The organism is Umezawaea sp., assembly GCF_036375055.1.
Lineage (GTDB): Bacteria > Actinomycetota > Actinomycetes > Mycobacteriales > Pseudonocardiaceae > Umezawaea.
Map to the genome: position 1 here is coordinate 16,279 of NZ_DASUSQ010000015.1, position 25,301 is coordinate 41,579.

General features: G+C 71.5%; 30 protein-coding genes. 16 read left to right on the forward strand and 14 right to left on the reverse strand.

Features of this window, described 5'->3' with window-relative positions; genetic code table 11:
- Positions 1 to 120 precede the first annotated feature (120 nt).
- Positions 121 to 1,155, reverse strand: coding sequence for a class II fructose-bisphosphate aldolase (gene fbaA / locus VFZ92_RS05260; protein ID WP_330874590.1), 1,035 nt, complete (start codon positions 1,153 to 1,155; stop codon positions 121 to 123).
- A gap of 137 nt (positions 1,156 to 1,292) precedes the next feature.
- Positions 1,293 to 2,120: an LLM class F420-dependent oxidoreductase gene (locus VFZ92_RS05265; protein WP_330874592.1), complete on the reverse strand. Its 828-nt coding sequence runs from the start codon at positions 2,118 to 2,120 to the stop codon at positions 1,293 to 1,295.
- An 83-nt stretch (positions 2,121 to 2,203) separates the two neighbouring features.
- Between VFZ92_RS05265 and VFZ92_RS05270 the strand changes: the two genes are divergently transcribed.
- From VFZ92_RS05270 to VFZ92_RS05290, 5 genes are all read left to right on the forward strand, one after another.
- The gene (locus VFZ92_RS05270; protein ID WP_330874594.1) at positions 2,204 to 3,115 is read left to right on the forward strand and encodes an aldo/keto reductase; all 912 of its coding nucleotides are present in this window, start codon (positions 2,204 to 2,206) and stop codon (positions 3,113 to 3,115) included.
- A gap of 36 nt (positions 3,116 to 3,151) precedes the next feature.
- Positions 3,152 to 4,057: an SDR family oxidoreductase gene (locus tag VFZ92_RS05275; protein WP_330874596.1), complete on the forward strand. Its 906-nt coding sequence runs from the start codon at positions 3,152 to 3,154 to the stop codon at positions 4,055 to 4,057.
- 92 nt (positions 4,058 to 4,149) lie between these two features.
- Positions 4,150 to 4,560 carry a hypothetical protein gene (locus tag VFZ92_RS05280; RefSeq protein WP_330874598.1) on the forward strand — a complete coding sequence of 137 codons (411 nt, stop codon included), beginning with the start codon at positions 4,150 to 4,152 and terminating at the stop codon, positions 4,558 to 4,560.
- 49 nt (positions 4,561 to 4,609) lie between these two features.
- A complete protein-coding gene (locus VFZ92_RS05285) occupies positions 4,610 to 5,131 on the forward strand; it encodes a SigE family RNA polymerase sigma factor (RefSeq protein WP_330874661.1) in 522 nt (173 codons plus the stop codon).
- Positions 5,115 to 5,570, forward strand: coding sequence for a hypothetical protein (locus VFZ92_RS05290; protein WP_330874600.1), 456 nt, complete (start codon positions 5,115 to 5,117; stop codon positions 5,568 to 5,570). The genes VFZ92_RS05285 and VFZ92_RS05290 overlap by 17 nt, the downstream gene beginning before the upstream one ends.
- Positions 5,571 to 5,585: 15 nt before the next feature.
- Here the strand turns inward: VFZ92_RS05290 and VFZ92_RS05295 are convergent, their stop codons facing one another.
- Positions 5,586 to 5,864, reverse strand: a complete 279-nt coding sequence (locus VFZ92_RS05295) for a YciI family protein (RefSeq protein WP_330874602.1) — start codon at positions 5,862 to 5,864, stop codon at positions 5,586 to 5,588.
- A 66-nt stretch (positions 5,865 to 5,930) separates the two neighbouring features.
- Here VFZ92_RS05295 and VFZ92_RS05300 point away from each other — a divergent pair, with 66 nt between their 5' ends.
- Positions 5,931 to 6,509 (forward strand): SigE family RNA polymerase sigma factor, encoded by a 579-nt coding sequence (locus tag VFZ92_RS05300; protein ID WP_330874603.1) that lies wholly within the window; start codon positions 5,931 to 5,933, stop codon positions 6,507 to 6,509.
- Here the strand turns inward: VFZ92_RS05300 and VFZ92_RS05305 are convergent.
- Positions 6,506 to 7,270, reverse strand: coding sequence for a DeoR/GlpR family DNA-binding transcription regulator (locus VFZ92_RS05305; protein WP_330874605.1), 765 nt, complete (start codon positions 7,268 to 7,270; stop codon positions 6,506 to 6,508). The two genes, VFZ92_RS05300 and VFZ92_RS05305, sit on opposite strands and share 4 nt — an antisense overlap.
- A gap of 81 nt (positions 7,271 to 7,351) precedes the next feature.
- Here VFZ92_RS05305 and VFZ92_RS05310 point away from each other — a divergent pair, with 81 nt between their 5' ends.
- From VFZ92_RS05310 to VFZ92_RS05325, 4 genes are read left to right on the forward strand one after another with little or no spacing between them, the layout of a single operon-like run.
- Entirely contained in the window at positions 7,352 to 8,284 is a 933-nt protein-coding gene (locus VFZ92_RS05310; protein WP_330874607.1) for an ROK family protein, read from the forward strand.
- Entirely contained in the window at positions 8,281 to 9,438 is a 1,158-nt protein-coding gene (gene nagA / locus VFZ92_RS05315; RefSeq protein ID WP_330874608.1) for an N-acetylglucosamine-6-phosphate deacetylase, read from the forward strand. The genes VFZ92_RS05310 and nagA overlap by 4 nt, the downstream gene beginning before the upstream one ends.
- A gap of 27 nt (positions 9,439 to 9,465) precedes the next feature.
- Complete coding sequence (locus tag VFZ92_RS05320) at positions 9,466 to 9,666, forward strand: hypothetical protein (protein WP_330874610.1); 201 nt, start codon at positions 9,466 to 9,468, stop codon at positions 9,664 to 9,666.
- Between the two features lie 56 nt (positions 9,667 to 9,722).
- Complete coding sequence (locus tag VFZ92_RS05325) at positions 9,723 to 10,475, forward strand: DedA family protein (protein ID WP_330874612.1); 753 nt, start codon at positions 9,723 to 9,725, stop codon at positions 10,473 to 10,475.
- A gap of 64 nt (positions 10,476 to 10,539) precedes the next feature.
- Here VFZ92_RS05325 and VFZ92_RS05330 read toward each other — a convergent pair whose 3' ends face one another.
- Positions 10,540 to 11,919: an FAD-binding oxidoreductase gene (locus tag VFZ92_RS05330; RefSeq protein ID WP_414719817.1), complete on the reverse strand. Its 1,380-nt coding sequence runs from the start codon at positions 11,917 to 11,919 to the stop codon at positions 10,540 to 10,542.
- A gap of 124 nt (positions 11,920 to 12,043) precedes the next feature.
- Between VFZ92_RS05330 and VFZ92_RS05335 the strand changes: the two genes are divergently transcribed.
- Positions 12,044 to 13,684 (forward strand): MDR family MFS transporter, encoded by a 1,641-nt coding sequence (locus VFZ92_RS05335; RefSeq protein WP_330874616.1) that lies wholly within the window; start codon positions 12,044 to 12,046, stop codon positions 13,682 to 13,684.
- Here the strand turns inward: VFZ92_RS05335 and VFZ92_RS05340 are convergent.
- Positions 13,667 to 14,290, reverse strand: a complete 624-nt coding sequence (locus tag VFZ92_RS05340) for a TetR/AcrR family transcriptional regulator (RefSeq protein ID WP_330874618.1) — start codon at positions 14,288 to 14,290, stop codon at positions 13,667 to 13,669. The two genes, VFZ92_RS05335 and VFZ92_RS05340, sit on opposite strands and share 18 nt — an antisense overlap.
- A 189-nt stretch (positions 14,291 to 14,479) precedes the next feature.
- Here VFZ92_RS05340 and VFZ92_RS05345 point away from each other — a divergent pair, with 189 nt between their 5' ends.
- On the forward strand, positions 14,480 to 15,166 hold the full coding sequence (locus VFZ92_RS05345) for a DedA family protein (RefSeq protein ID WP_330874620.1): 687 nt from the start codon (positions 14,480 to 14,482) through the stop codon (positions 15,164 to 15,166).
- Here VFZ92_RS05345 and VFZ92_RS05350 read toward each other — a convergent pair.
- Complete coding sequence (locus VFZ92_RS05350; protein WP_330874621.1) at positions 15,150 to 15,785, reverse strand: nucleoside/nucleotide kinase family protein; 636 nt, start codon at positions 15,783 to 15,785, stop codon at positions 15,150 to 15,152. The two genes, VFZ92_RS05345 and VFZ92_RS05350, sit on opposite strands and share 17 nt — an antisense overlap.
- Positions 15,767 to 16,618 carry a PfkB family carbohydrate kinase gene (locus VFZ92_RS05355; RefSeq protein WP_330874622.1) on the reverse strand — a complete coding sequence of 284 codons (852 nt, stop codon included), beginning with the start codon at positions 16,616 to 16,618 and terminating at the stop codon, positions 15,767 to 15,769. The genes VFZ92_RS05350 and VFZ92_RS05355 overlap by 19 nt, the downstream gene beginning before the upstream one ends.
- 71 nt (positions 16,619 to 16,689) lie before the next feature.
- Here VFZ92_RS05355 and VFZ92_RS05360 point away from each other — a divergent pair, with 71 nt between their 5' ends.
- The 4 genes from VFZ92_RS05360 to VFZ92_RS05375 all read left to right on the forward strand — a co-directional run bounded on the left by VFZ92_RS05360 (position 16,690) and on the right by VFZ92_RS05375 (position 20,905).
- Positions 16,690 to 17,667: a LacI family DNA-binding transcriptional regulator gene (locus VFZ92_RS05360; protein WP_330874623.1), complete on the forward strand. Its 978-nt coding sequence runs from the start codon at positions 16,690 to 16,692 to the stop codon at positions 17,665 to 17,667.
- 228 nt (positions 17,668 to 17,895) lie between these two features.
- Positions 17,896 to 18,558 (forward strand): hypothetical protein, encoded by a 663-nt coding sequence (locus VFZ92_RS05365; protein ID WP_330874624.1) that lies wholly within the window; start codon positions 17,896 to 17,898, stop codon positions 18,556 to 18,558.
- Positions 18,559 to 18,863: 305 nt separating this feature from the next.
- Complete coding sequence (locus VFZ92_RS05370; protein WP_330874625.1) at positions 18,864 to 19,826, forward strand: cytochrome P450; 963 nt, start codon at positions 18,864 to 18,866, stop codon at positions 19,824 to 19,826.
- Complete coding sequence (locus VFZ92_RS05375) at positions 19,823 to 20,905, forward strand: SDR family oxidoreductase (RefSeq protein ID WP_330874627.1); 1,083 nt, start codon at positions 19,823 to 19,825, stop codon at positions 20,903 to 20,905. The genes VFZ92_RS05370 and VFZ92_RS05375 overlap by 4 nt, the downstream gene beginning before the upstream one ends.
- Here the strand turns inward: VFZ92_RS05375 and VFZ92_RS05380 are convergent.
- From VFZ92_RS05380 to VFZ92_RS05405, 6 genes are all read right to left on the reverse strand, one after another.
- Positions 20,902 to 21,996, reverse strand: coding sequence for a glycoside hydrolase family 76 protein (locus VFZ92_RS05380; RefSeq protein WP_330874664.1), 1,095 nt, complete (start codon positions 21,994 to 21,996; stop codon positions 20,902 to 20,904). The two genes, VFZ92_RS05375 and VFZ92_RS05380, sit on opposite strands and share 4 nt — an antisense overlap.
- Positions 21,997 to 22,051: 55 nt before the next feature.
- On the reverse strand, positions 22,052 to 22,789 hold the full coding sequence (locus VFZ92_RS05385; RefSeq protein ID WP_330874629.1) for an RNA methyltransferase: 738 nt from the start codon (positions 22,787 to 22,789) through the stop codon (positions 22,052 to 22,054).
- Positions 22,749 to 23,135 (reverse strand): DUF2784 domain-containing protein, encoded by a 387-nt coding sequence (locus tag VFZ92_RS05390; protein ID WP_330874631.1) that lies wholly within the window; start codon positions 23,133 to 23,135, stop codon positions 22,749 to 22,751. The genes VFZ92_RS05385 and VFZ92_RS05390 overlap by 41 nt, the downstream gene beginning before the upstream one ends.
- 63 nt (positions 23,136 to 23,198) lie before the next feature.
- Entirely contained in the window at positions 23,199 to 23,888 is a 690-nt protein-coding gene (locus VFZ92_RS05395; RefSeq protein ID WP_330874633.1) for a hypothetical protein, read from the reverse strand.
- Positions 23,888 to 24,442: an orotate phosphoribosyltransferase gene (gene pyrE / locus VFZ92_RS05400; protein ID WP_330874666.1), complete on the reverse strand. Its 555-nt coding sequence runs from the start codon at positions 24,440 to 24,442 to the stop codon at positions 23,888 to 23,890. The genes VFZ92_RS05395 and pyrE overlap by 1 nt, the downstream gene beginning before the upstream one ends.
- Positions 24,443 to 24,483: 41 nt before the next feature.
- Positions 24,484 to 25,278 carry an SDR family oxidoreductase gene (locus tag VFZ92_RS05405; protein ID WP_330874634.1) on the reverse strand — a complete coding sequence of 265 codons (795 nt, stop codon included), beginning with the start codon at positions 25,276 to 25,278 and terminating at the stop codon, positions 24,484 to 24,486.
- Between the last annotated feature and the right edge of the window lie 23 nt (positions 25,279 to 25,301).

The window sequence follows — 25,301 nt, forward strand, 5'->3', positions numbered from 1 at the left end:
CCCCCGGTCATGTCGGCCGAACACCCGACCACCTCAGGCGATCCGGTCGGACGTCGAACCCGAGGAGACGACAACGCCCCCCGGAGCCGGAGCTCCGAGGGGCGTCCCCGAAAAAACAGATCAGCCGGCGATCATGCGACCGGACGACTTCAGGTGCTCGCACGCCTGCGCGATGCGCGCACCCATGCCCTGCTCAGCCGCCTTCAGGTAGCTGCGCGGGTCGTACACCTTCTTGTTGCCGACCTCGCCGTCGACCTTCAGCACACCCTCGTAGTTCGTGAACATGTGCTGAACGATCGGACGGGTGAACGCGTACTGCGTGTCCGTGTCGATGTTCATCTTCACGACGCCGTACGAGAGCGACTCGTGGATCTCCTCCAGCAGCGAGCCGGAGCCGCCGTGGAACACGAGGTCGAACGGCTTGGAGCCCGCCGCGAGGCCGAGCTTCTCCGCGACCGCGTCCTGGCCCTGCTTGAGCACCTCGGGGCGCAGCTTCACGTTGCCCGGCTTGTAGACGCCGTGCACATTGCCGAACGTGGCGGCCAGCAGGTAGTGCCCGCGGTCGCCCGCTCCGAGCGCGTCCACCGTCTTCAGGAAGTCCTCGGTGGTCGTGTAGAGCTTGTCGTTGATCTCGTTGTCGACGCCGTCCTCCTCACCGCCGACGACGCCGACCTCGATCTCCAGGATGATCTTCGCCTTGACGGCTTCCTGGAGCAGGTCGGACGCGATCTGCAGGTTCTCGTCGAGCGGCACCGCGGAGCCGTCCCACATGTGGGACTGGAACAGCGGGTTCTCGCCGCGCGCGACGCGCTCCTGGCTGATCGCGACCAAGGGGCGGACGTAGCCGTCCAGCTTGTCCTTGGGGCAGTGGTCGGTGTGCAGCGCGATGTTGACGGGGTACTTCGCCGCGACCACGTGGGCGAACTCGGCCAGTGCGACAGCGCCGGTGACCATGTCCTTGACCTTGGTGCCGGACGCGAACTCCGCACCACCGGTCGAGACCTGGATGATGCCGTCGCTCTCAGCCTCGGCGAATCCGCGGAGTGCCGCGTTGAGCGTCTCGGACGAGGTGACGTTGATCGCGGGGTAGGCGAATTCGTTCGCCTTCGCGCGACTGATCATCTCGGCGTAGACCTCGGGGGTTGCGATGGGCATCGGTCGTCCTCCTCAGGTGCCCTGAACGCCGTATCAGGGGGCATCCTACGACCCCACCCGAACGATACAGTTGATCATGGGCCCACTTGGCGATCGGAGTAAGCCGAAACTGCCGGTGACCTGCGCGGGATCTCCCGTCAGAAGAGCGCGCCCGCCAGTTCGCGGAAGCCCTCGCGGTCGTGGCCGCCGTCCGCCGTCACCAGCTGCACGGCGACGTGGTCGGCACCCGCGTCGAGGTGCGCGCGCAGCCTCGTGACGACCTGCTCGACCGAGCCCCACGCGACCAGCGCGTCGACCAGGCGGTCGCTGCCGCCGCCGGCGAGGTCGTCCTCGGTGTAGCCGAGGCGCAGCCAGTTGCCGGTGTAGTTGCGCAGGCCGAGGTACAGCTCGATCGACTGCCTGGCCAGCGCGCGGGCCGCGGTCGGGTCGGTCTCCAGCACGACGTGCTGCTCGGGCGCGAGGAGCTTGCCCGGCCCGACGAGTTCGCGGGCGGTGGCGGTGTGCTCGGGCGTCACGAGGTACGGGTGGGCGCCCGCCGTGCGGTCGGCGGCGAGCTTGAGGACGCGCGGCCCGAGGGCGGCGAGGACCCGGCGGTCGACGGGCACGTCCAGCTCGTCGAGGTAGCCCACGAGCTTGTCGTACGGCTTCTCGTACTGGCTGACGGCCTCGGGGTGGCTCGCGCCGACGCCCACCAGGAACCGGCCGGGGTGCTCGCCGTCGATGCGCCGGAAGGTGGCCGACAGCCGCTCCGCGGGCTCGGACCAGACGTTCACGATGCCGGTGGCGACGGGCAGCGCGCGGGTGGTGCGCAGGACGGCCGTCACGGCGTCGAGGTCGCCGCCGGGCGACCCGCCGAGCCACAGCGCGCCGTACCCGAGTTCCTCCAGCTCGGCGGCGGCGTCCCCCTCCCGCTCCCAGAGCCCCGCCCTGCTCCACACCCCGTAGTCGCCCAGCGCCAAGGTCATGTCGGTATCTCCCCACGGATTCGGGTTCGGACCTCTGCGACAACGGAGCCGCGCCGCGATTTAGTTCCGAGTAGGTTCGACCCATGGCGAAACTCGGCAACAGCGATCTGGACGTGTCCCGGCTGGCGCTCGGCGGCAACGTCTTCGGGTGGACCGCGGACGAGGAGCAGTCGTTCGCGGTGCTGGACGCGTACACGGCCGCGGGCGGCAACTTCATCGACACGGCGGACCTGTACGCGGGCGGCCAGTCGGAGACGATCATCGGTCGGTGGCTGGCGGCGCGCGGCAACCGCGCCGACGTCGTCATCGCGACGAAGGTCGGGATGACGAAGGGCCTGGACAACATCAAGGCCGCCACGATCACGACCGCCGCCGAGGCCTCGCTCAAGCGCCTCGGCGTCGACCACGTCGACCTGTACTACGCGCACCGCGACGACGAGGAGACCCCGGCCGAGGAGTACCTGGGCGCGCTGGACGCGCTCGTCCGGGCGGGCAAGGTGCGGCAGATCGCCGCCTCGAACTTCTCCGCGGCGCGGCTCGCGGAGGCGCTGGCGGTCTCCGAGCGGGACGGCCTGGCCCGGTTCGTCGCGCTCCAGCCGGAGTACAGCCTGGTCGCGCGATCGGCGTACGAGGGCGCGCTGGCGGACGTGGTGGCGGCGAACGGCCTGTCCGCGCTGCCGTACTGGGGTCTGGCGAAGGGATTCCTGACGGGCAAGTACCGGCCTGGCGTCGACGTGGACAGCCCGAGGGCGGCCGGGGCGACCAAGTACCTGGACGACCGGGGTCTGCGCGTCCTGGCGGCCCTGGACGAGATCTCCGCCGCGCGGGCGACGTCGGTCGGCGCGGTGGCGCTGGCGTGGATCACCTCGCAGCCGACGGTGCCGTCCGTGCTGGCCAGCGCGCGCAACGCCGAGCAGCTCGACGCCCTGCTGCCCGTGCTCGACCTCCGGCTGTCGCCCGCCGAGGTGCAGCGGCTCACGGACGCGAGCGTTTAACTCGCCAGTAGCTTACTAGCGGTAAGTTGGGCTACGGTGGCCTTCCGGGAACAGCTTCGGGAGGTCACCGTGGACGTCAACGGCAAGGTTGTCCTGATCACCGGCGCGGCCAGGGGCATCGGCGCCGACGTGGCCCGGCGGCTGGCCGCACAGGGGGCCAGGCTCGCGCTGGTCGGCCTGGAGGGCGAGCAGCTCGCCGCCGTCGCCGCCGAGTGCGGCGGCCGGGCGTGGGAGGCCGACGTCACGGACTGGCAGGCCCTGGAGACCGCCGTCGGCGGCGTGGTCGAGCACTTCGGCGGCATCGACGTCGTCGTGGCCAACGCGGGCATCGCGTCGGCCGGGTTCGTCCGCTCCATCGACCCCGCCGCGTTCGAGCGGGTCGTCGAGGTCAACCTGCTCGGCGTGTGGCGGACGGTCAGGACGTGCCTGCCGCACCTGGTCGCGAGCCGCGGCTACTGCCTGGTGGTGTCCTCGCTGGCGGCCATCGTGCAGATCCCCGGCAACGCGGCCTACTCGGCGGCCAAGGCGGGCGTCGAGGCGTTCGCGAACAGCCTCCGCGCCGAGGTACGCCACCTGGGCGTCGACGTCGGCATCGCGTACTTCTCGTGGATCGACACGGACATGGTCAACGGCGCCGACGAGCACCCGGTGTTCGGCCCGATGCGCAAGGCGCTGCCGGGGCTGGCGAGCCGCAAGTACGACGTGTCCGACGTGGGCAGGGCCGTGGTCAAGGGCATCGGCAAGCGGTCGCGGGCGATCCACGTGCCCGGCTGGGTCGGGCGGATCAAGGTGCTGCGGGCGTTCACGCCGGTCGTCGTGGAGCGGCGGTCGGCCGGGATCGTGCCGCGGGGTGACCGGGCGATGCTCGCCGACATCGCGGAGCGCGGGGCTGAGGAGTCGTCGCGGCCCGTCGGTCCCGGCGGCCGGGCGGCGATCCGCTAGCGAAAACCCCGTGCAACGTTCGGGCGGGCCGATCGCGTAGAGCGGCTGGGGGCGCCGCACCGGTGCCCCTCGTCGAACGCGAGGAGCGGAACATGCGCAAACGTCTGGTTCTGGTGGTCGGTGCGATCGTGCTCGGCGGCGTCGGGATCGCCGTGCCCGCCATCGCGGGCGCGGTGAGCGGGAACGGTCCCGTCCCGTCGTCGAGCACCCCGTCCCCGGCCGAGGCGCCGCGGGCGGAGCCGCACCCGGTCGCTGAAGCCCCCGTCGCGGTCCCGGCGGAGAACGCCCCCGTCGCGGTCCCGGCCGCCGAGGCCCCCGTCGCGGTCCCGGCCGAGGGCGTCCCCGGCGCGGTCCCGGTCGGAGACCAGCCCTCCGCGGCACCCGCCGAGGGCTTCCCGTCGGTCGGGACGCCGCCGGTCGACGAAGCCCCCTCCGCGACGCCCGCGGAAGGCCCGCGGGCCGTTCCGGCCCCGGTCGACGCGCCCTCGGTCGCCGAGCGCTGATCCACGCCGCCAGGAGACCCGAGCCGGAGACCACCACGCGGTGACAGACCTGAACTGGAACGTCGAGTTCGCCGAGCACTTCGCCCGCAGCGCCCGCTCGATGCGCTTCACGGCGTACCTGCTGTGCGGGAACTACCCGGAGGCCGAGGACGTCGTGCAGTCGGCGTTCCTCAAGCTCTACCTGGCCGGGCCGGGGGCGGCCCGCCGGGAGGGGCTCGACGCGTACCTGCGCCAGATCGTGGTCCGCACCTTCATCACCGAGCGGCGGCGGGTCCGCTGGCGCCGGGAGCGGCTGGTCGGGGATCCGCCCGAACTGCCGGAGCCCGATCCGTCCACCGAGGTGCGGATCGTGCTCTGGCAGGCGCTCGGGTCGGTGCCCGCGCGGCAGCGCGCCGTGCTGGTGCTGCGGTACTGGCACGACCTGAGCCTGGAGGACACCGCGGCGGCGCTCGGCTGCTCGGTGGGCACGGTGAAGAGCCAGGGCAACCGGGGCCTGGCCGCGCTGCGGCGGCGGCTGGGTCCGGGGTTCGACGAACTTCGGATGGAGGTGCGACGTGGTGCGGGGAGATGACCTGAGGGACGTGTTCGGCGCGCTGCACGCCGCCGACGACGCCGACCTGGGGTTCGACGTCTCCGACGTCGTCCGGGCGGGCGAACGGGTCCGCCGCGGGCGGCGCGCGGCCGCCGCCGCGGGCAGCGGGTTCGCCACGGCCGCGGCCGTCGTGGTGGCGATCGTGCTGCTGCCGGGCGAGCGGTCGCCGACCCCGGTGCCGCCCGCGGGCCCGGCGACCGGCACGACGACGAGCACCCCCGCGCCGTCGGCCGACCCCGCCCCGCCGGTCGATCCAGCGCCGCCGGTCGATCCAGCGCCGTCGACCACACCGCCGGGCGTCCCGGCCCCGTCGAGCGGACCACCGCTCGACGTGCCCCCCGCCTCGTCGGGCGACGGGCCGGACGAGGGCCACCCGCCGATCGCCCCGGAGGGGGAACCGCGAGCGGACCCGTCCTGACGATCCGCGGGGGAGCTAGACCAACGTGCCCTTGATGGCGTTCCACTCGCGCACGGTGGTCTCGGCGAGCACCTGCGCGCCCGCGTACGGGTCGGCGGCGAGGTAGCCGCGCAGCTCCGCCTCGTCGGCCGCCTCGAAGACCAGGAGAGCGCCTTCCATGTCGGCGTACGGGCCGGAGAGCAGCAGAACGCCCTTGTCCACCAACGTGTCGAGGTAGTCCCGGTGCTTGGGCCTGACCTCGGCCAACCTGTCCCGATCTGGCCCGTAGACGAACTGGACCGCGAACCTGGCCATGCGCACCTCCACCGAGAACCTGTGTTGCCGAGCCGAAGCTACCCGCCGACCGGTAACGTCCTCCCCGTGGTCGGTCCCGAGCAGAACAGCAGCGGCGTCGTGCGCGTGCAGGACACGCTGACCAACCTCCGCATCCAGGACGGCGCGGCCCCGGCGCCCGCCGGTCCCCTGACGCTGGAGGACCTCTACCGCCAGCACCGGATGCGGCTGGTGCGCCTCGCGCTGCTGCTCGTCGACGAACCCGCGACAGCCGAGGACGTGGTGCAGGAGGCCTTCACCGGTCTGCACCGGAACTGGGGAAACCTGCGCGACGCGCAGGCGGCGCTGGGCTACCTGCGGACGGCGGTGGTCAACGGGTCGCGCAGCGTGCTGCGCCGCCGCAAGACCGCGCGCGACTACACACCCCCGCACGCGGTGAACGCCCGCTCGGCCGAGAGCCTCGCGATGCTGACCGCGGAGCACCAGGCCGTGGTCGCTGCGCTCCAGCAGCTGCCGCCGAGGCAGCGCGAGGTGCTGGTGCTGCGCTACTACGGCGACATGTCCGAGGCGGAGATCGCCGAGGCCACCGGCATCTCGAAGGGCACCGTGAAGTCCACGGCCAGCCGGGCCCTCGACGCGTTGCAGAAGATCATGGCGGCCCGCTAGACCCGCTGGACCTCCACCCCGCGCTCCAGGTACGGCGCGACGGCCTGGTCCGTCGCGGTCGTGTCGGTGATGAGCACGTCCACCTGGTCGACGCCGACGATCCGCGCGAGCGTCCGCCTGCCGAGCTTGGACGAGTGCGCGACCACGACGACGCGTTCGGCGTGCGCGGCGAACACCCGGCACAGCTCGGCCTCCCCCTCGTGGCGCGCGGTCGCGCCCAGCACCGGGTCCAGCCCGTCGACGCCGAGGAACGCCAGGTCGAGCGACAGCTCGTCCGCGATCCTGGCGGCGAGCGGGCCGATCAGCTGGTAGGACTGCGGGCGCGCGACGCCACCCGTGACGACGAGCTTCACGCGGGGGCGGACGACCAGTTCACCGGCGATGTTCAGGGCGTTCGTCACGACCGTCACGTCGAGGTCGGGCCTGGTCGCGAGTCCTCTCGCGACCTCCGTGACGGTGGTGCCGCCGGTGAGCCCGACGACCGAACCCGGCGCGGCCAGCGCCGCCGCGGCCTGGCCGATGCGCTGCTTCTCGTCGGCCCTGCGGGAGGCCTTGTAGCGCATCGGCAGGTCGTAGGAGACGGCCTGGGCGACGGCACCGCCGTGGGTGCGGCTGAGCAGCTGCTGCTCGGCGAGGTGGTCGAGGTCGCGCCGGACGGTGGCCGCCGAGACGCCGAGTTCGACAGCGACCTCGTCGGTTCCGAGCCTGCCGCGGGCGGCCAGGAGCTCCAGCAACGCCGTCAGCCGTTCGTACCGGTTCACCGCCCACATGATTCCGCGACCGGACCCATTCCGGGCCTTGGTATAGACCAATGGGCGGTGCATGCCGCAGTATCGACCCTCGTGGCACGCACGAGACACGTGGTCGCCGTCGACGTCGGCGGAACCGAGACCAAAGCAGCGCTGGTGGCGGGCACGCCGGAGCGCGTGGTCGCGGTGGAACAACAGCGGCGGGGCACCCCCAGGGGCGCGGACGGCACGGCGACCGCCGAGGCGGTGGTGGACCTGGTCGTCGACGTCGTCGACGGGCTGCGGGCCGCCGCGGAGCACGGGGTCGACGCCGTCGGCGTCGTCGTCCCCGGCGTGGTCGACGAGCGCACGGGGGTCGGGGTGTACTCGACCAACCTGGGCTGGAACGACTTCCCGTTCCGCGACCGGATCGCCGAGCGCACGGGCCTGACCGTCGCGTTCGGACACGACGTGCGCGCGGGCGGCCTCGCGGAGTGCCGGATGGGCGCCGCGCGGGGGCTGCGCAACGGGGTGATCATGCCCATCGGCACCGGGATAGCGGGCGCGCTGGTGCTCGACGGCCGGATCCACGGCGGCGACGGCTACGCGGGCGAGGTCGGCCACGTCGACGTCGGCCACGGCGATCCCTGCGGCTGCGGGCAGGTCGGGTGCGTGGAGGTGCGCGCGTCCTCGGGCGGCATCGCCCGCCGGTTCACCGAGCGCACCGGCATCCCCGTCGGCGGCGCGGCCGAGGTGGCGGCCATGGTGCGCGCGGGCGACCCGGACGCCCGCGCCGTGTGGGACGAGGCGATCGACGCGCTGGCCAGGGGGATCGTGCTCCTGGCTGGCGTGCTCGGACCCGAGGCGGTGGTGCTCGGCGGCGGTCTCGCCCTGTCCGGCGAACTGCTCGCGGCGCCACTGGGCAAGAAGCTGGACGGGTTGATCACCTTCCAGCGACGACCGGAACTTCGGTTGGCCGCGCTCGGCGACGAGGCCGGATGCCTCGGCGCGGCGCTGCTCGCCATCGACGAGTTGGAGGGTTCATGAGCACGTGGGGCGGACCGGTGGACGTGACCTTGACCGGTGGTCGGGTGGTCACGCCGGACGGCGTGCTCGAATCGGGGTGGCTGACCGTGCGCGACGGCCGGATCCTGGCCGTCGGCGAGGGGACGGTCCCGGACGGGCCGACGACGGACGTGAGCGGGTCGTGGCTGGTGCCCGGCTTCGTCGACATCCACTGCCACGGCGGCGGCGGCGAGGCGTTCACCAACGCCGACCCGGACCGCGTGCGCAAGGCGGCGTCGGCGCACCGCAGGCACGGCACCACCACGCTGCTCGCCAGCCTGGTGTCGCGGCCGGTGCCGGAGATGGTCGAGCAGATCGCGAAGCTCGCCGAGCTGACGCAGGACGGCCTGATCTCCGGGCTGCACCTGGAGGGCCCCTTCCTGTCCGCCGCGCGCTGCGGCGCGCACGACCCGGCGATCCTGCGCCCGCCGGACCGCGACTCCGTGGCGAAGCTGCTCGCCGCGGGCGGGGGCGCCGTCCGGATGATCACCCTGGCTCCGGAGCTGGAGGGCGCGGTCGACGCGGTGAAGCTGCTGGTCGACAACGATGTCCTCGCGGCGGTCGGCCACACCGACGGCACCGAGGCCCAGATCCGCCCCGCGATCGACGCGGGCGCGTCCGTGGCGACCCACCTGTTCAACGGGATGCGCCCGCTGCACCACCGCGAGCCGGGCCCGATCGGCGCGCTGCTGGACGACGAGCGCGTCACCGTCGAGCTGATCTGCGACCTCGTGCACCTGCACCCCACGACGGTGCGGCTGGCCGCCCGGCACGCGGGCACGGGCCGCACGGTGCTCATCACCGACGCCATCGCGGCGGCCGGGGTCGGCGACGGCGTGTACGACGTGGGCGGTCTCGAAGTGCGCGTGGTCGACGGCGTGCCCACGCTCGCGGGCGGCGGTTCGCTGGCGGGCAGCACGCTGACCATGGACGCCGCGTTCCGCAACGCGGTGACCTCGTGCGGGCTGAGCATCGTCGAGGCGTCCCGGGCGGCGTCGACCCGACCGGCCGCGCTGCTCGGCCTGAGCGACCGGACCGGTGAACTCCGCGCGGGCCTCGCGGCCGACCTGGTGGTGCTCGACGCCGAGCTCCGACCACGCGATGTGATGAGCAGGGGCGCGTGGGTCAAGGACTAGGACCCGGTCTGGGCTAGCGTCGGAGCCATGCCCGACGACCAGGAGCGGCTGGTGGCCGACGCGCTGCGCGCGCAGGCCACCAGTTCCGGCATGCACGTCGTGCGCTCCGCGCCCGCGGCCGGGGAGCCCGCGCGCCCGCCGGCGCTGGCCGCCCGGTGGGTGCTGCTGCTCGCGCTCCTCTTCGGACTCGCGGCCGGAACGGTCGTCGCCGTGGTCACGTTGCGCTGACCGCCCATCACCGATGCCGGAATTGCCCGTCTCGGAATGCCTGTACCGTGTGACGCGTGACGGCTGCGCTCACCACCTCCACGGTTGCCCTCGGCCCGCAGTGGCTGAACCCCGAATACCTCTTGAGCAGCTTCGGGGGGTTCGCGCTCTTCGCGCTCTGCTTCATCATCTTCGCCGAGTGCGGCCTTCTGGTCGGCTTCTTCCTGCCGGGTGACTCGCTGTTGTTCACCGCCGGGCTGTTCGTCGCCACCGGCGCGCTGGACTACCCGTTGTGGCTGGTCTGCGTGCTCGTGACGGTGTGCGCCATGGTCGGCAACGTCGTCGGGTACTACATCGGCCTGCGCGCCGGGCCCGCGCTGTTCAACAAGCCGGAGTCCAAGATCTTCAAGAAGGAGTACGTCGAGAAGACGGAGGGCTTCTTCGAGAAGTACGGCGCCCGCGCGATCGTCATGGCCCGGTTCGTGCCGATCGTCCGCACCTTCATCACCGCCATGGCGGGCGTGGGTCGGATGGACGCGAGGAAGTACTTCACCTACTCGGCCATCGGCGGCATCGCCTGGGCCGCGGGCCTGACGGTCCTGGGCTACTTCCTCGGCCAGATCGAGTTCGTGCGCAAGAACATCGAGATGATGCTGATCCTGATCGTGCTGATCTCGGTCGTGCCGATCATCATCGAGTTCATCAAGGCGAAGCGCGAGAAGAAGTCGCTGGTCCAGCAGGAGGCCGACGACATCACGCAGGTCCTCCCTAGGGTGGACACCTCCTCGGAGGCCACGCAGGTCTTCCCGAAGGTCGACCACGACCGCTGATCCCCTCCAGCTCCACGACGACGCCCGTGAGGTCCCACCTCACGGGCGTCGTCCTTTGTGGACGTCACATCGAGAACATCGAGCCGGGGTTGAAGAGGTTCTCCGGGTCGAGGGCTCGCTTGATCTCGCGGTGCACGCGCAGGCCGACCGGTCCGATCTCGCGCTCCAGCCACTCCCGCTTGATCTTGCCGATGCCGTGCTCGCCCGTGACGGTCCCGCCGAGCGCGAGGCCGACGGACAGGATCTCGTCGAAAGCCTTGCGGGCGCGGGAGAACTCGTCCTCGGACGCGGGGTCGTAGACGATGGTGGGGTGCATGTTGCCGTCGCCGGCGTGGCCGACGACGGCGATGCGCAGGCCGACCTCGGCGCTGACGCGCTCGCAGCCCGCGATCAGCTCGGCGATCCTGGTGCGGGGCACGCAGACGTCGTCGGTGAGCCAGGCCCCGTAGACCTCCAGCGCCGTCAGGACGGCGCGGCGGGCGGTCAGCAGGTCGCGCCCCTCGGAGACGTCCTCGGTGGCGTAGACCAGTTCGGCGCCCGCGTTGGTGCAGAGCTGCTCGATGACGGCCAGCTCGCGCATCCCGACCTCGGCACCGGCGTCGGACTGGCAGATCAGCAGCGCCGCGCAGCCGGGGCCGGCGCCGAGCTCGGTCTTCAGGTACGTCTCGACGGCCTCGATGGACGTGCGGTCCATGATCTCCATCAGCGACGGCACCAGGCCCTCGCGCACCACGGCGCTGACCGCGACCCCGGCCGCCTCCGTGGTGTTGAACGCCGCCACCAGCGTCACCGGCGCCTGCGGCAGCGGTCGGAGCGCGAGCGTGGCCTTCGTGATCACGCCGAGCGTGCCCTCGCTGCCGATGAACAGCTTGGTCAGGTCGTAGCCCGCCACGCCCTTCACGGTCCGGCGGCCGGTCTTCAGCACCTCGCCGTCGGCCAGCACGACTTCGAGGCCGAGCACCGAATCCGTGGTGACGCCGTACTTCACGCAGCACAGCCCGCCCGCGTTCGTGGACAGGTTGCCGCCGATCGTGCACCAGTCGTAGCTCGACGGGTCCGGCGGGTAGAACAGGCCGTTCTTCTCCACGGCCCCGCGCAGGTCGAGGTTGACCACCCCCGGCTCCACGACCGCGAGCCGGTTGTCGGCGTCGATCTCCACGATCGCGTTCATCTTCGTGGTCACGAGCACCACGCAGCCGTCGATCGCGTTGGCCGCGCCGGACAGTCCGCTGCCCGCGCCGCGCGGCACGATCGGGACGCCCGCCGCGGCGCACGCGCGCACCACGGCCCGGACCTCTTCGGTGTCGGCGGGCAGGACGACCGCGAGCGGTGAGCCGTACGGCGCGAGCGGCATCATGTCGCGCTGGTAGGCGGCGGTGACGTCGGTGTCGGTCAGGACGGCGTTCGGACCCAACGCCGCGCGGAGTTCTTCGACCAGGGCCATGCCCAGCACGCTAGCGGGGTCTTCGTCACACCGGAACGGTGCGTTTGCGACATCCGGGCACAGAGGTCCCCGGCGCCGGGACGATCGTGCGGCGGCATCCGGGGGCATGGCGCAGACTCGGTGGATGGTCAACGCGGAGACTGGGAGCGGCAGGCTCACCCACCGGCAGATCCTCGCCGTCCTGAGCGGCCTGATGGTCGGCATGTTCCTGGCGGCGCTCGACCAGACGATCGTCGGCACGTCGATCCGGACGATCGCCGACGACCTCCAGGGTCTCAGCCTCCAGGCGTGGGCCACGACCGCCTACCTGATCACGTCGACCATCTCGACACCGATCTACGGCAAGCTGTCGGACATCTACGGCAGGCGGCCGTTCTACCTGGCCGCGATCACCATCTTCGTCATCGGGTCGCTGGCCTGCACGTTCTCCACGTCGATGTACGAGCTGGCGGCGTTCCGCGCCCTCCAGGGCCTCGGCGCGGGCGGGTTGATGTCGCTGGCGTTCACGATCATCGCCGACATGATGCCGCCCCGCGAGCGCGCCAAGTACCAGGGCTACTTCCTCGCCGTGTTCGGCACCTCCAGCGTGCTCGGGCCGGTCATCGGCGGCTTCCTCGCAGGTCAGGACACCATCCTCGGCATCACGGGCTGGCGCTGGGTGTTCCTGGTGAACGTGCCGATCGGCGTCGTCGCGCTGGCCGTCGTGTGGCGCGTGCTGCGGCTCCCGCACGAGGCGCACGACCACCGCATCGACTACTGGGGCGCGCTGTTCCTGACCACGGGCATCGTGCCGCTGCTGATCGTCGCCGAGCAGGGCCGCGAGTGGGGCTGGGGCTCGGTCGGGTCGATCGCCTGCTACGTCGTCGGCGTGGTCGGCGTGGCGCTGTTCATCCGGGTCGAGTCCAAGATGGGCGACGAGGCCCTGATCCCGCTCAAGCTGTTCGGCTCGTCCACGTTCACCATGATCATCATCGCCGGGTTCGTCGTCGGCATCGGCATGTTCGGCGGCATCTCGATGATCCCGCAGTACCTCCAGATCGTGAAGGGCCACACGCCCACCGAGGCCGGTCTGCTGATGATCCCCATGACGCTGGGCATCATGGTCGGCTCGATCCTGTCCGGCCAGATCACCTCGCGCACCGGCCGCTACAAGGTGTTCCCGATCATCGGCACCGCGCTGATGGTGATCGCGATGTTCCTGTTCTACACGGTCGGCGTCGACTCCCCGATCTGGCAGCCGACGGTCTACATGACGATCTTCGGCTTCGGGCTCGGCAACTGCATGCAGACGCTCACGATCGCCGCGCAGAACGCCGTGCCGATGCGCGACCTCGGCGTCGCGACCGCGTCCGCCACGTTCTTCCGCCAGATGGGCGGCACGGTCGGCGTCGCGGTGTTCCTGTCCATCATGTTCAGCACGGTGCCGGACCGCATCGGGGACGCGTTCGCCCGGATCGTGCCGACACCGGAGTTCCAGGCCGCGCTGAAGGACCCGGCGGTGCTGGCCGACCCGGTCAACAAGCCGGTGCTCGACGCGCTCCAGGGCGGCGGGGGCGACGCGGGCGTCCTCCAGGACTCGTCGTTCCTCCAGCAGGTCGACCCCCGGCTGGCGAGGCCGTTCCTGGAGGGCTTCGCGGAGTCGATCGACGCGGTGTTCCTGACCGGCGCGTTCGTCATGGTCGTCGCGTTCGCGACCACGTTCCTGATCAAGGAGATCCCGCTGCGGACGACGACCACGGACCTCGACTCAGTGCCGCACGTGTGACGCCGAGCCCGTGAGTTCGCGGACGCCCCGCCACAGCAGGTCGGTGGTCAGCGCGACGACGTGCTCGCGCGAGACGTCCCGGTTGCTCCACCACCACGTGGCGATGGCGTTCAACGCGCTCTTCGCCGCCTCGGCCAGCACCTCGTCGGCGCGGTCCCGGTCGAGGTCGACGGACAGGTCCAGGTGCGGCACCGACCGGAACAGCGCCGTGAGGTGCCTGGTGGCCCTCGCCTGCCCCTCGCGGTGCACCCGAGCCGCGTCCTCGTCGCGCGGCGGCTCACCGAAGATCATCCGCCAGGCGAGCTCGTTCTGCTCGATCCACGCGTAGATCGAGCAGACGCGTCCGTGGAACAGGTCGTACGTGCTCACCGGGGCCACCGGCGCGGCCCACTCGCCGACCAGCGAGTCGACCTGCTTGCCGAGGAGGACCGAGTACAGGTCCGCCTTGGACGCGAAGTGGTCGTAGAGCACGGGCGTCGTGATGCCCGCCCTGGTCGCCACCTCCCGCATGCCCGCGTGGGCGTAGCCGGTGGTGGCGAACACCTCCGCCGCCGTGGCGAGGATCTGCTCACGGCGCTGCGGCTTGGTCATCCGGGTGCTCGACATGGCACCGCAGAGGCTAGGGCGGATCAGCGCTGAGCGGTGCCGGTCGTTCGCACCACAGGGTCGTGTGGCAGGTCGATGCCACTCTGGACCGTGACCGGTTGTGCGCAATCCGTTACGACGCACAGCTTTCAGCTACCGGTTGAGTCAAGGTCGTCCTGCGGGCACCCCACTCCGACGTAGGCTGACCGGGTGGTTCTGTCCGGTTCGACCCTCACTCTCGCGATCGACCCGCTCAACCCGCTGGCAACCGCGGGGCCCGTGGCGGTGTGGCTGATCACGCTGGGATTCCTGTTCGTCGAGTGCGCCTTCATCTTCGGGCTGTTCCTGCCCGGTGATTCGCTGCTCTTCGCGGCGGGCGTCATCCTGGCGCAGCACACCGGTGCGTGGAACGCGTGGCTGCTCTCCGCGGCGGCCATGCTGGTGGCGCTGGTCGGCAACCTGATCGGCTACTACATCGGCCAGACGACCGGCACGCACCTGCTGGCCCGCAAGGGCGGCCGGATGCTGAACCGGCAGAACCTGGAGAAGGCCAGGGACTTCCTGGACAGACGGGGGTTCTGGGCGATCGTGCTGGCCCGCTGGATCCCGTGGGTCCGCACGCTGGCGCCGATGGTCGCGGGCGCGGCGCAGATGGACAAGAAGCGGTTCCTGCTGGCCACGACGCTCGGCGCGCTCGCGTGGGTGCCGACGCTCGTGCTGGCCGGGTACTACGGGGCCGGCCTGCTGACGTCGATGCCGTGGCTGGAGACGACGGCGGTCGTGGTCAGCATCGCGTTCTTCGTGTTCGGCACCGCGTACGGCGTGTGGCGCTACCGCCAGGAGATGCGCAAGCCGATCGACCTCGACGCGGAAGCGGACCTCACACCACGTCGGTGATGAGCAGGTCGGCGCCCGACTTGGAGGAGTTCACCATCAGGGCGTTGACGTGGTCGGTGCCGTGCAGGACGCGCTCCTCGGCCTCCGCCAGCGTCCGGCCGAACCTCAGGTGGCGGTCTATCAGCCGCTGCACCCTGAGGTCGTCGTCGATGAACAGGAACCAGGCCTCGTCCAGCACGATGCGGACGCGCTTCCACTTGTCGTAGTTCAGCAGCAGGTAGTTGCCCTCGGTGACGATGAGCGGCACGTCCGGGCCGATGGGCACGGCGCAGGCGATGGGCTCCTCGATCTCGCGCCGGAACTCGGGCGCGTAGACGATGTCCGGGCCTGCTGCCTTGAGCCTGCCGAGCAGGTCGACGTACCCGGCGACGTCGAACGTGTCGGGCGCGCCCTTGCGCTCGCTGATGCGCAGCCGGAGCAGCTCGCGCTGGGCCAGGTGGAAGCCGTCCATCTCGACGAGCGCGGCGTCGGCTCCGAGCGCGTCGACCAACCGGCGCGCGAGCGTGGACTTGCCCGAGCCAGGTGCGCCGCCGATGCCGAGCAGCCTGCGCTCACCGGTGTCCACGAGCCCGCGAGCCCGGTCGAGCAGCTCGTCGAACTTCACCTGCTGTCCTGCCACCTTGCCAACTCCTCAAGCCAGTCCTGCGCGGTGTTGCGCACCCTGACCGCCGCCACCGCGTTCGCATACCCGATCGCGTCGGCGACCGGGTCCTGCCGGGCGAGCGCGACGGCGAGAGCACCGTGCCACACGTCCCCCGCGCCGTTGGTGTCGCGCACGTCCACCGGGGGTACCGGCAGTGCGTGGAGTCTCCCGTCACACGACCACGCGACCGGGTTCGCACCGTTCGTCCGGATCACCAGCGGCACCCCGAGGGCGTGCAGCTCGTCCTCGGTCCGCTCGAAAGCCGCCGAGCACGCCGCTACGTCCACCAGCGGCAGCAGGTCTTCAAGCACAGGTTTCCAGCTCCCGGCGTCGAGCACCACCGGCAAACCGGCATCTTTGGCCACATTCGCGGCCGTCAGGGCCATCCGGCCGAGGTGTCCGTCGAGCAGGAGGACGTCCGCCCGCAACACAAACGGTGTTACGGCGTCCACAGTGGCCCGGAGGTCGACTTCGGCGGCGTTGCGGGAGATCACGGTCCGCTCGCCGTCGCGCTCGCGGACGGCGACCATGCTGAGCGAGATGCGGGAGTCGGGCGCGAGGTCGTGGAACTCGACCCCCCGCTCGGCGAGCCCGGCGGCGGCGAACGCGCCGAAGGCGTCCCGCCCGAGCGCGGTCAGCAGGACGGCCTCGTGGCCGAGCGCGGCGACCGTGGTCGCGGCGTTGGCCGCGGGTCCGCCGGGGGTCAGGTGGACACCCGTGGACTGGACCTTGTCACCCGGAACGGGGAATTCAGCTACCTGCTGGATGACGTCCACGGTCGTCAGGCCGACACACACCACGACAACCATCGCGAGCGCCTCCTAGCAGGTAGGGTCCGGTCGCAAGCGATTGCGCACAGGCGGAACGGGGCAAGCACCACATGATCACCATGCGGGAGGTCGCGACCCTGGCCGGGGTCTCCATCACCACGGTCTCACACGTCATCAACGAGACCAGGTCGGTGGCCCCGGAGACGAAGGAGCGCGTCCTCAAGGCCATCGAGGAGACCGGCTACACCGGGGACGCCATCGCCCGCTCCCTCGTGACCGGCGGCACGAAGTCCCTGGGACTGGCCGTCTCGCTGGTGTCGCACCCGTACTTCGCCGAGCTGATCGCCGCGATCGAGAACGAGGCCACGACCGCGGGCTACTCGCTCGTCCTGATCGACACCCGCGACACCGCCGAGTCCGAGCAGGCAGCCGTGCGGATGCTGCGCGGCCGTCGCGTGGACGGCCTGCTGCTGACCCCGTCGGCGGGGGCGGGCGGCGCGGTGCTGCCGGAGCTGCGGCGCCTCGGCATCCCGACGGTGCTCGTGGACCGCCTGACGATGAGCCAGGACATGGACCAGGTCGGGCCGGAGAACGTCCAGTCCACGTCGCAGCTCGCCCGGCACCTGGCCGAGCTGGGGCACCGGCGGATCGGGATGGTCACCGGCCAGATCGGGCTCGCGACCACCGACGAGCGCGTGCTCGGCTACCGGCTCGGGCTCGGCCGCTCCGGTCTCCAGTGGGACGAGGACCTGGTGTCCTCCGACGGCAAGCTGGCCCCGCTGCTCGACCTGGAGTCGCCGCCGACGGCCGTGGTCGCGGGCGACCACATGGTCCTGACCAGCGTGATGCACGAGATCCGCACCCGAGGGCTGCGCATCGGTCGCGACCTGGCGCTGGTCTCCTACGACGAGGTCGAGTGGTCCGAGCTGGTCGAACCGGCCCTCACGACGATGGCCCAGCCGATCGAGGAGATCGGCCGAACGGCCGTCCGGCTGCTGCTCTCGCGGATCACCGATCCGAACCGCCCGCCGGAAACCATCCGGCTCGCCCCGACCCTGAAGCACCGCCAGTCCTGCGGCTGCCACTGAGCGCAATATGATTTACATCAACCCCTATTCCGGACAGCGTTCTCCGAGAGCGTACTTTTCGTCCTTATCGTCGGACGCATGCTCATCAGGACACCGATAACACGGCAATCAGGGGAGCTTCCGAGCCCCGCACGGGACGTTCCCGTTCGACGCGGACGAACACTGCGGCTTTCACCGCCCCGACAGTTCATGCGCGACCTGCTCCACCATTCGCGCAAGGTTCCCAGCGTGCCGATGCAACGGCGGATGCGACTGGGCGGCGTGGTCGCCGCGCGGGCCACGGCGACCGACCACGTGAGTTGGTGCGCGATCTTCATGAAGGCCTACGGCGTCGTGTGCGCCCGGCACCCGGAGCTGCGCCGCGCGTACTTCTCGTTCCCGTGGGCGCAGCTCTACGAGCACCCGGAGACGGCCGCGTCGTTCAGCGTGGAGCGCGCGTACGAGGGCGAGAGCGCGGTGTTCTTCACCCGCATCCCCCGCCCGGAGACGCTGTCGCTGCGCGAGATCGACGCCGTCGTGCGGAGGTACAAGACGGCTCCGCTGGAGAGTTTGCGCAGCTACCGGCGCATCATCGGGCTCAGCAGCCTGCCGTTCCCGGTCCGCAGGCTGATCTGGTGGCTCGCCGTGCAGGCCCGCGGCCCGTTCCGCGCGTACTTCCTCGGCACGTTCGCCGCCAGCACCACGGCGTCCGAGGGCGGGGCCAGCCTGCACCAGCTCTCGCCGCTGACGACCACGCTGAACTACGGGCAGTTCGAGGACGACGGCACGCTGGACGTGCGCCTCACCTACGACCACCGGGTGCTCGACGGCTCGACGGTCGCCAGGGCGCTGGTGGAGCTGGAGTCCGTGCTGCGCGGCGAGATCGCGTCGGAACTCGCGGAAACACCATGACAGCCCTCCACAGCCCGGTATCGACCGACCTCTCCTCCGAGGAATTCTGGGCACTGACTCCCGAAGACCGGGATTCGCGATTCGCCGAGTTGAGACGGAATCGGCCGGTTTCGTGGCAGGCTCCCATTGAAAACCCCGTTATCCCGTCCGTCGAAACGCAGGGTTATTGGGCGGTCGTAAACCATAACGACGTTTCCTCGGTAAGCCGCAATCCTCGTGCGTTCTCCTCGTCCGCGTACTTCGGCGGCGTCACGCTGGAAATCCTGCCTCCCGCGCTCGCCGAGGCCACCCAGTCCATCATCGCGATGGACGGTCCGAAGCACGCCCGGCTGCGCAAGCTCATCACCACCACGTTCACCCCGCGCCGGATGTCGCTCATGGACGCCGCCATCCGGCGCGCCGCCCGCGACGTGGTCGCCTCCGTGGCCCACCTCGGCGAGGTCGACTTCGTCACCGGCATCGCCGAGCGGCTGCCCATCTGGACCATCTGCGAGATCATCGGGCTGCCCGAGGACGAACGGGACCGCGCCCTCGTGCACGCGAACGCCATGATCGGCTGCAAGGACCCCGAGTTCGGCGGCACCGACCCGGCCCAGGCGATCCGCGACGGCGTGGTCGCGTTCACCGCCATGTCCCTCGACCTGATCGACGAGAAGCGCGAGCACCCGACCGACGACCTGATGAGCGCGCTCATCGAGGCCGAGGTCGACGGCGAGCGGCTCACCGACGACGAGATCCGCGCGTTCTTCATCCTCCTGTTCATCGCGGGCAACGAGACCACCCGGCACGCCATCAGCCACGGCGTGCACGCGCTCGACCGCTTCCCCGACCAGCGCGCCCTGCTGCTGGCCGACCTCGACGCACGCCTGCCGGGTGCGATCGAGGAGGTCCTGCGCTGGTCCACCCCCATCATGACCTTCCGCCGCACCGCCGTGGAGCGCACCGAACTGGGTGGGCAGACCATCGAGGCGGGGGAGCACGTCGTGCTCTTCTACTCGTCGGCCAACCGCGATGAGCAGGTCTTCACCGACCCGTGGACGTTCGACATCACCCGCACGCCGAACCGGCACATCTCGTTCGGCGGCGGGGGACCGCACTACTGCCTCGGCGCGCACCTGGCGAAGCTGGAACTGCGGCACGTCCTCACCGAGGTGTACCGGCAGCTGCCGGACCTGCGGATCGGCGCCCCCCGCTACGTCGCGGGGAACTTCATCAACGCGATCGGCCGGATGCCCGCGTGCTTCACCCCCACCGGGAGGCGGTCGTGAAGCAGGTGGTCACCGGCGCGACCGGGCTGGTCGGGGCGGCCCTGGTGCTGGAGCTGCTGGCGCGCACCGACGACGAGGTCGTGTGCCTGGTCCGGCCGGGCCGCAAGGTCGAGCCCGAGGAGCGGCTGCGGACGGCGCTCACGAGGGCGGCCCGCGAGTACGGGGCGGACGCGCGGGAGATCGACAAGCGGGTCACGGTCATCCCGGCCGACCTCGGCGAGCCGCGCCTGGGCGTCGAGGGCCTGAGCGGAGCCGGGGAGTTCTGGCACAACGCGGCCGACCTGCGCTACGAGGACCGGCACTGGGAAGCCCTCCGGGACACCAACGTCGAGGGCACCCGCAACGCGCTCGACCTCGCCGAGGCGGCGGGCGCGTCGACGTTCAACTACACGAGCACCGCGTACGTGGCCGGACGGCTGGACGGCGAGATCGCCGAGGTCCGGATGGACGGCGTGGAGACGAACAACCGGTACGAGGACAGCAAGGTCGGCGCGGAACGCCTGGTGTCGGAGGCCACGGCGTTCGCGACCCGCACCCTGCGACCCAGCGTCGTGATCGGGCACAGCCGCACGTACGCGCTGTGCGGCGGGCAGTCCGGGCTCTACGGGATCCAGCGGCGGCTCGGGCAGTTCCGGCGGGCGCTCGGGGCGCTGGGGTCGCCGGAGGACCTGGCCAAGCCGATGCGGGTGCGGGCCGAGGCCCTCGCGCGGGTCAACCTCGTGCCGGTCGACCTGGTCGTGGCGGACGCCGTGAGCATCAGCCAGTCCGGGTCGACGGCCGACGTGTTCCACCTGACCCACCCGGACCCGCTCCAGGTCGGACCTGGCCTCGGCGTGATGTTCGAGAAGGCGGGGCTGCCCCGGCCGGTGCACACCGACGACGTCGACGGGTTCACCCAGCTGGAGCGGGAGTTCGACCGCAAGATCGAGTTCTACGGCTCGTACATGACGGGCCACAAGCGGTTCGACCAGAAGAACCTGGTCGACGCCGTCGGCGAACCCGCGCTCCACTCGTGGCGGTTCGACCTGACCGAGCTGGCCAACTACCTGGACTGGTACCGGGAGGCGCTCGCCCGCTAGCGGCGCGGCGGGTCGAAGCCGCTGCGCTCCAGCAGCGCCGCGGCTTCGAGGGCCATCCAGCCGCCGAGTTGCACGGACAGGTCGCTCTCCGGCCGTCGCTCCCGAGCGGGGGCGACGGCCGGGGCCGTCCACTCCGGACCGAACACCGGCCCGCTCACCGCCACGGTCCTGTTGTTCCACACGGCTTCCGCCGACGCGAACACGACTTCGGCGGCGATCTCCGCGGCGGCCCTGCGCTCGAACCCCGGCAGCACGACGGCCGCCCGCGCCAGGTAGCGCAGCAGGATCCCGCCGAACAGCCCGCCGTCCCCGCCGCCGTGACCGCGCAGCACGCCGTCGACCGCCAGTTCCTTGTCGACCGCGCGGACGAGCCGCTCGACCCGGTCCAGCGCCGTCGGGGAGTCCTGCGCCAGTTCGAGGTTGGCGCCGAGCAGCACGCCCTGGCAGTACGAGTAGACGTTCTTCTCGATCTCGCGGATCTCACCGTTCGGGTGCACGTGCAGGCCGTCCCACGCCAGCCCCGACTCGGGGTCGACCAGGACCGACTCCATCCAGTCCACGGTGGACCGGGCGCGGACCAGGTCGCCGTGCGAGCCGCCCGCCTTCGCCAGCCGGGCGAGGAAGATCGCCGCGGGGCCGTTCGCGGGGACGTTCTTGAAGTCGTCGTTCCGCTTCCACCAGATGCCGCCGCCACCGTGGTCGGTCCAGCCGTCGCGCAGCCTGGCCGCTATCGCCGAGACCCCGGCAGGCCGGGACACCCCGACGTCCTCGCCCGCCCGCAGCAGCGCCAGCCCGAGCCACGCCACGTCGTCGTAGAAGTCGTTCGTCCACCCGACCAGGTTCCGCACCCGCACCCCGCGCACCAGCCGCCGCACGACCTGGCGGCGCGCCTCGGTCGGGGCGCGCAGCTGCGCGTCGACCACGCAGTCGAGCAGGTGCGCCTGCCACCAGTAGTTGAACCGGACGTGCAGGCGCCCCCGCCAGTCCACCGGCCAGGCGGCGGCGCCCAGCAGCGTGCCCGGCACCCCCCAGACCCGGCGCAGGTGGCGCGACTGCACCGCTCGCTCGGCTACACCGGCTCGCGCTGCCATGAGCTTCGGGGTGGACCTCTCGACCGTCACGACGCCATCGTGATCTCTTGACCGGTCAAGACGCGCGCTGGAGGAGAGACCAGTGGTACAGCGCCATCGCCACCGACGTGGTCAGGTTGTAGCTGGACACCAGAGGGCGCATCGGCAGCGACACCAGGTGGTCGGCCCGCTCGCGCACCGCGTCGGACAGCCCGTGCCGCTCGGACCCGAACGCCAGCACGGCGTTCGACGGGATCCGCACGTCCGCGATGTCCGAGCCGTCCGCGTCCAGCGCGAACACCGGCCCCTCGACGCCGTCGACCACGTCGATCCGGCCCACGGGCAGCGCGAAGTGCAGCCCGGCGCTGCCGCGCAGGACGTTCGGGTGCCACGGGTCCACGTCGCCGATCGACAGCACACCGCCCGCGCCCAGCCCGGCGGCGACCCGGACGACCGCGCCGAGGTTGCCGAGGTTGCGCGGGTTGTCGAGCAGGACGAGCGGGGTCGCGCGGTCCTCGACCAGGCGGGCGACGTCGACGGCGGGCCGCTGGGCGAACCCGGCGACCCCGGTCGGGTGGGGGCGGCCGACGAGCGCGGTGAACTCCGCCCGGTCGACCTCGCGGGCGTGGTCGAGCCGCGTCAGCAGGTCGGGGGCGTGCGACTCCGCGAGGCCCAGCAGCGCGGACCGGCTCAGCGTCACGAGGGGTTCCACGGGCGCGCCGAAGCGCAACGCGTGCTTCACCGCGTGGAAGCCCTCCAGCAGGACGGTCTGCTCAGTGGGCGCCGACGTGGCGCGATCCCGCGTGGCGCTCACCGCGCCACCGCAGGCAGTACCCGGTCCACGACCCGACCACGAGGACCGCCACCAGCAGTTGCACGGCACCCGCCGCCGCCTGCGGGTAGACGACCCCGTCGATGTAGTGGTCGATGAAGCCCTCCACCAGCTCCGGCTGCCCCGCGCGAACGCGGAAGAAGTTCTCCGCCGCCGTCAGCGGGCAGTTCAGCGGGAACGCGACGACCAGGAGCCCCCACGTCGCCATGGCCAGGTGCGGGTAGATGACCCCGCGCCAGTGCCAGGCCAGGAAGCCGCCCACGACGAGGAACACCAGGACGGCGAAGTGCACAACCATGACCAACTCGGCCAGCGCTTGAGAGACCACGTCCACCTCCCCGTTCCAATGTAGAACGGGGATTCCACCCAGCGCTCGGGATAAACGCGCGGTTCACCCGCGTGGTAGCGCCTGCCACGGCACCCGGCCCCCCAGATCGAGCAGCAGGTCCGCCAGATGACCCAGCGGCGCCTGCACCAGGTGGCCGGGCACGACGGCGGCGAGTGCGTGCTCGTCGAACGCGAGCGCCACCCCCGCCGCGCGCGGGTCGTGCAGCAGCGCCTGCGTCAGACCGGAGCCGAGCAGGGCCGTCGCGAACGCCGGGTTGGCCCGGCGCACCTCGTAGCGCTGGTCGAACACCGGGTCGCCGGTGAGCGTGAACTGCTCGAAGATCCCCCACACGCTGTCCTCGCGCGGGCTGATCAGCACCCACGGCCCCGGCATCGGCCGGGGCACGACGACGGCGGAGTAGGTGCGGAACTCGTGCGTCACCACGTTGTCCGTGCGCAGCACGACCTCGACGGCGAGCACGGGCACGCCGCGCCACTGGCCCACGAGCTGGAACTTCACCCGGCTGCGGTCGGCTTCGAGCATCCGGCCGACGTGCGGCACGCGTTCCTGGAAGCCCTGGTCCTCCGCGACGAACCTCCAGCCGAGGCTCGCCTCGACCGCACGCATCCGCTGTTCCCACTCCGACACGAACTGCTGGTTCGTGAACGGGTTGCGCTTGCGACGGGACAGCCCCACCGCGACCCCGGCCCCCAGGATGGCCAGGATCACGAGGAGGAGGACCAGCCCGGTCATCAGCCCAGACCGAGGTCGGCCAGGTCCAGGAGGTAGCGGTAGGGCAGCCCCCTGGCCTCGATGATCTCCTTCGCGCCGGTGCCGCGGTCCACGACGGTGGCCACGCCGACAACGGTCGCGCCCGCCTCGCGGAGCGCCTCGACGGCGGTCAGCGGGCTGTTGCCGGTCGTGGTCGTGTCCTCCACGGCCAGCACGCGCTGGCCGGTGACCTCGATGCCCTCGATCCGCCGCTGCATCCCGTGCTTCTTGGCCTCCTTGCGGACGACGAACGCGTCCAGCACGTCACCGGAGGCCGCCGCGGCGTGCATCATCGCGGTCGCGACGGGGTCGGCGCCGAGCGTCAGTCCGCCCGCGGCGACGTAGTCCCAGTCCGAGGTGAGCTGCCGCAGCAGCCTGCCGATCAGCGGGGCGGCGGCGTGGTGCAGCGTCGCCCGCCGGAGGTCGATGTAGTAGTCCGCCTCACGCCCCGAGGACAGCGTCACCCTGCCGTGCACGACGGCCAACTCACTCACCAACCGGGCCAGTTCAGCTTTGGCACCGGCGTCAAGGACCACTTCGGTTCGCACGGGTCCCAACCTTTGCACACCCACCGGGATCAGCGCGACGAGGTCCTGCCCCGGCGGCTCGCGAACCGCGCCGAGGCCTTGCGCAGCAGCGCCCTGGGGATGAGCTTGCTCCCCACCACGATGGCCTTGTACTGGAGGCCGGGGACCGACACGGGCTTGCCCCCGCGCAGGTCGGCGAGGCAGTCGTGCACCACGCGGTCCGCGTCGAGCCAGAGGAACCCCGGGGTGGTGCTCATGTCGATCTCGGCGCGCTCGTGGAACTCGGTGCGCGTGAAGCCGGGGCACAGGGCGATCACCCTCACCGGCGACCCCGCCTCCTCGACCGCCATCGACACGGCCTCGGAGAACACCGCCACGTACGACTTCTCGGCGTTGTAGGTCGTGCCGCTGCCGGGCAGGAAGCTCGCGACGCTGGCCACGTTCACCACGCCGCCCCGCCCGCGCTCGACCATGCCGGGCACGACCGCCCTGGTGAACCGCAGGACGCTCGTCACGTTCACGTCGAGCTGCGCCTGGAGCCGGTCGACGTCGGTGTCCGTGAAGCCGCCCGCGCTGCTGTACCCGGCGTTGTTGACGAGCAGGTCGACGGGCCGCGCGGGGTCGGTGAGCCGCTCCTCCACCGCGGTCCGCTGCTTCGCGTCGGACAGGTCCGCGGTGAGCACCTCGACGGCGACGCCGTGGCGCGCGGTCAGCCGTTCGGCCAGCTCGTCGAGGCGCGAGGTGGTCCTGGCGACGAGCACGAGGTCGTGGCCCTCGGCGGCGAGACGACGGGCGAACGCGGCTCCGATGCCTGCGGTCGCCCCGGTGACCAGTGCGGTGGGCATGGGTCGGAACGCTAGCGGGTCGG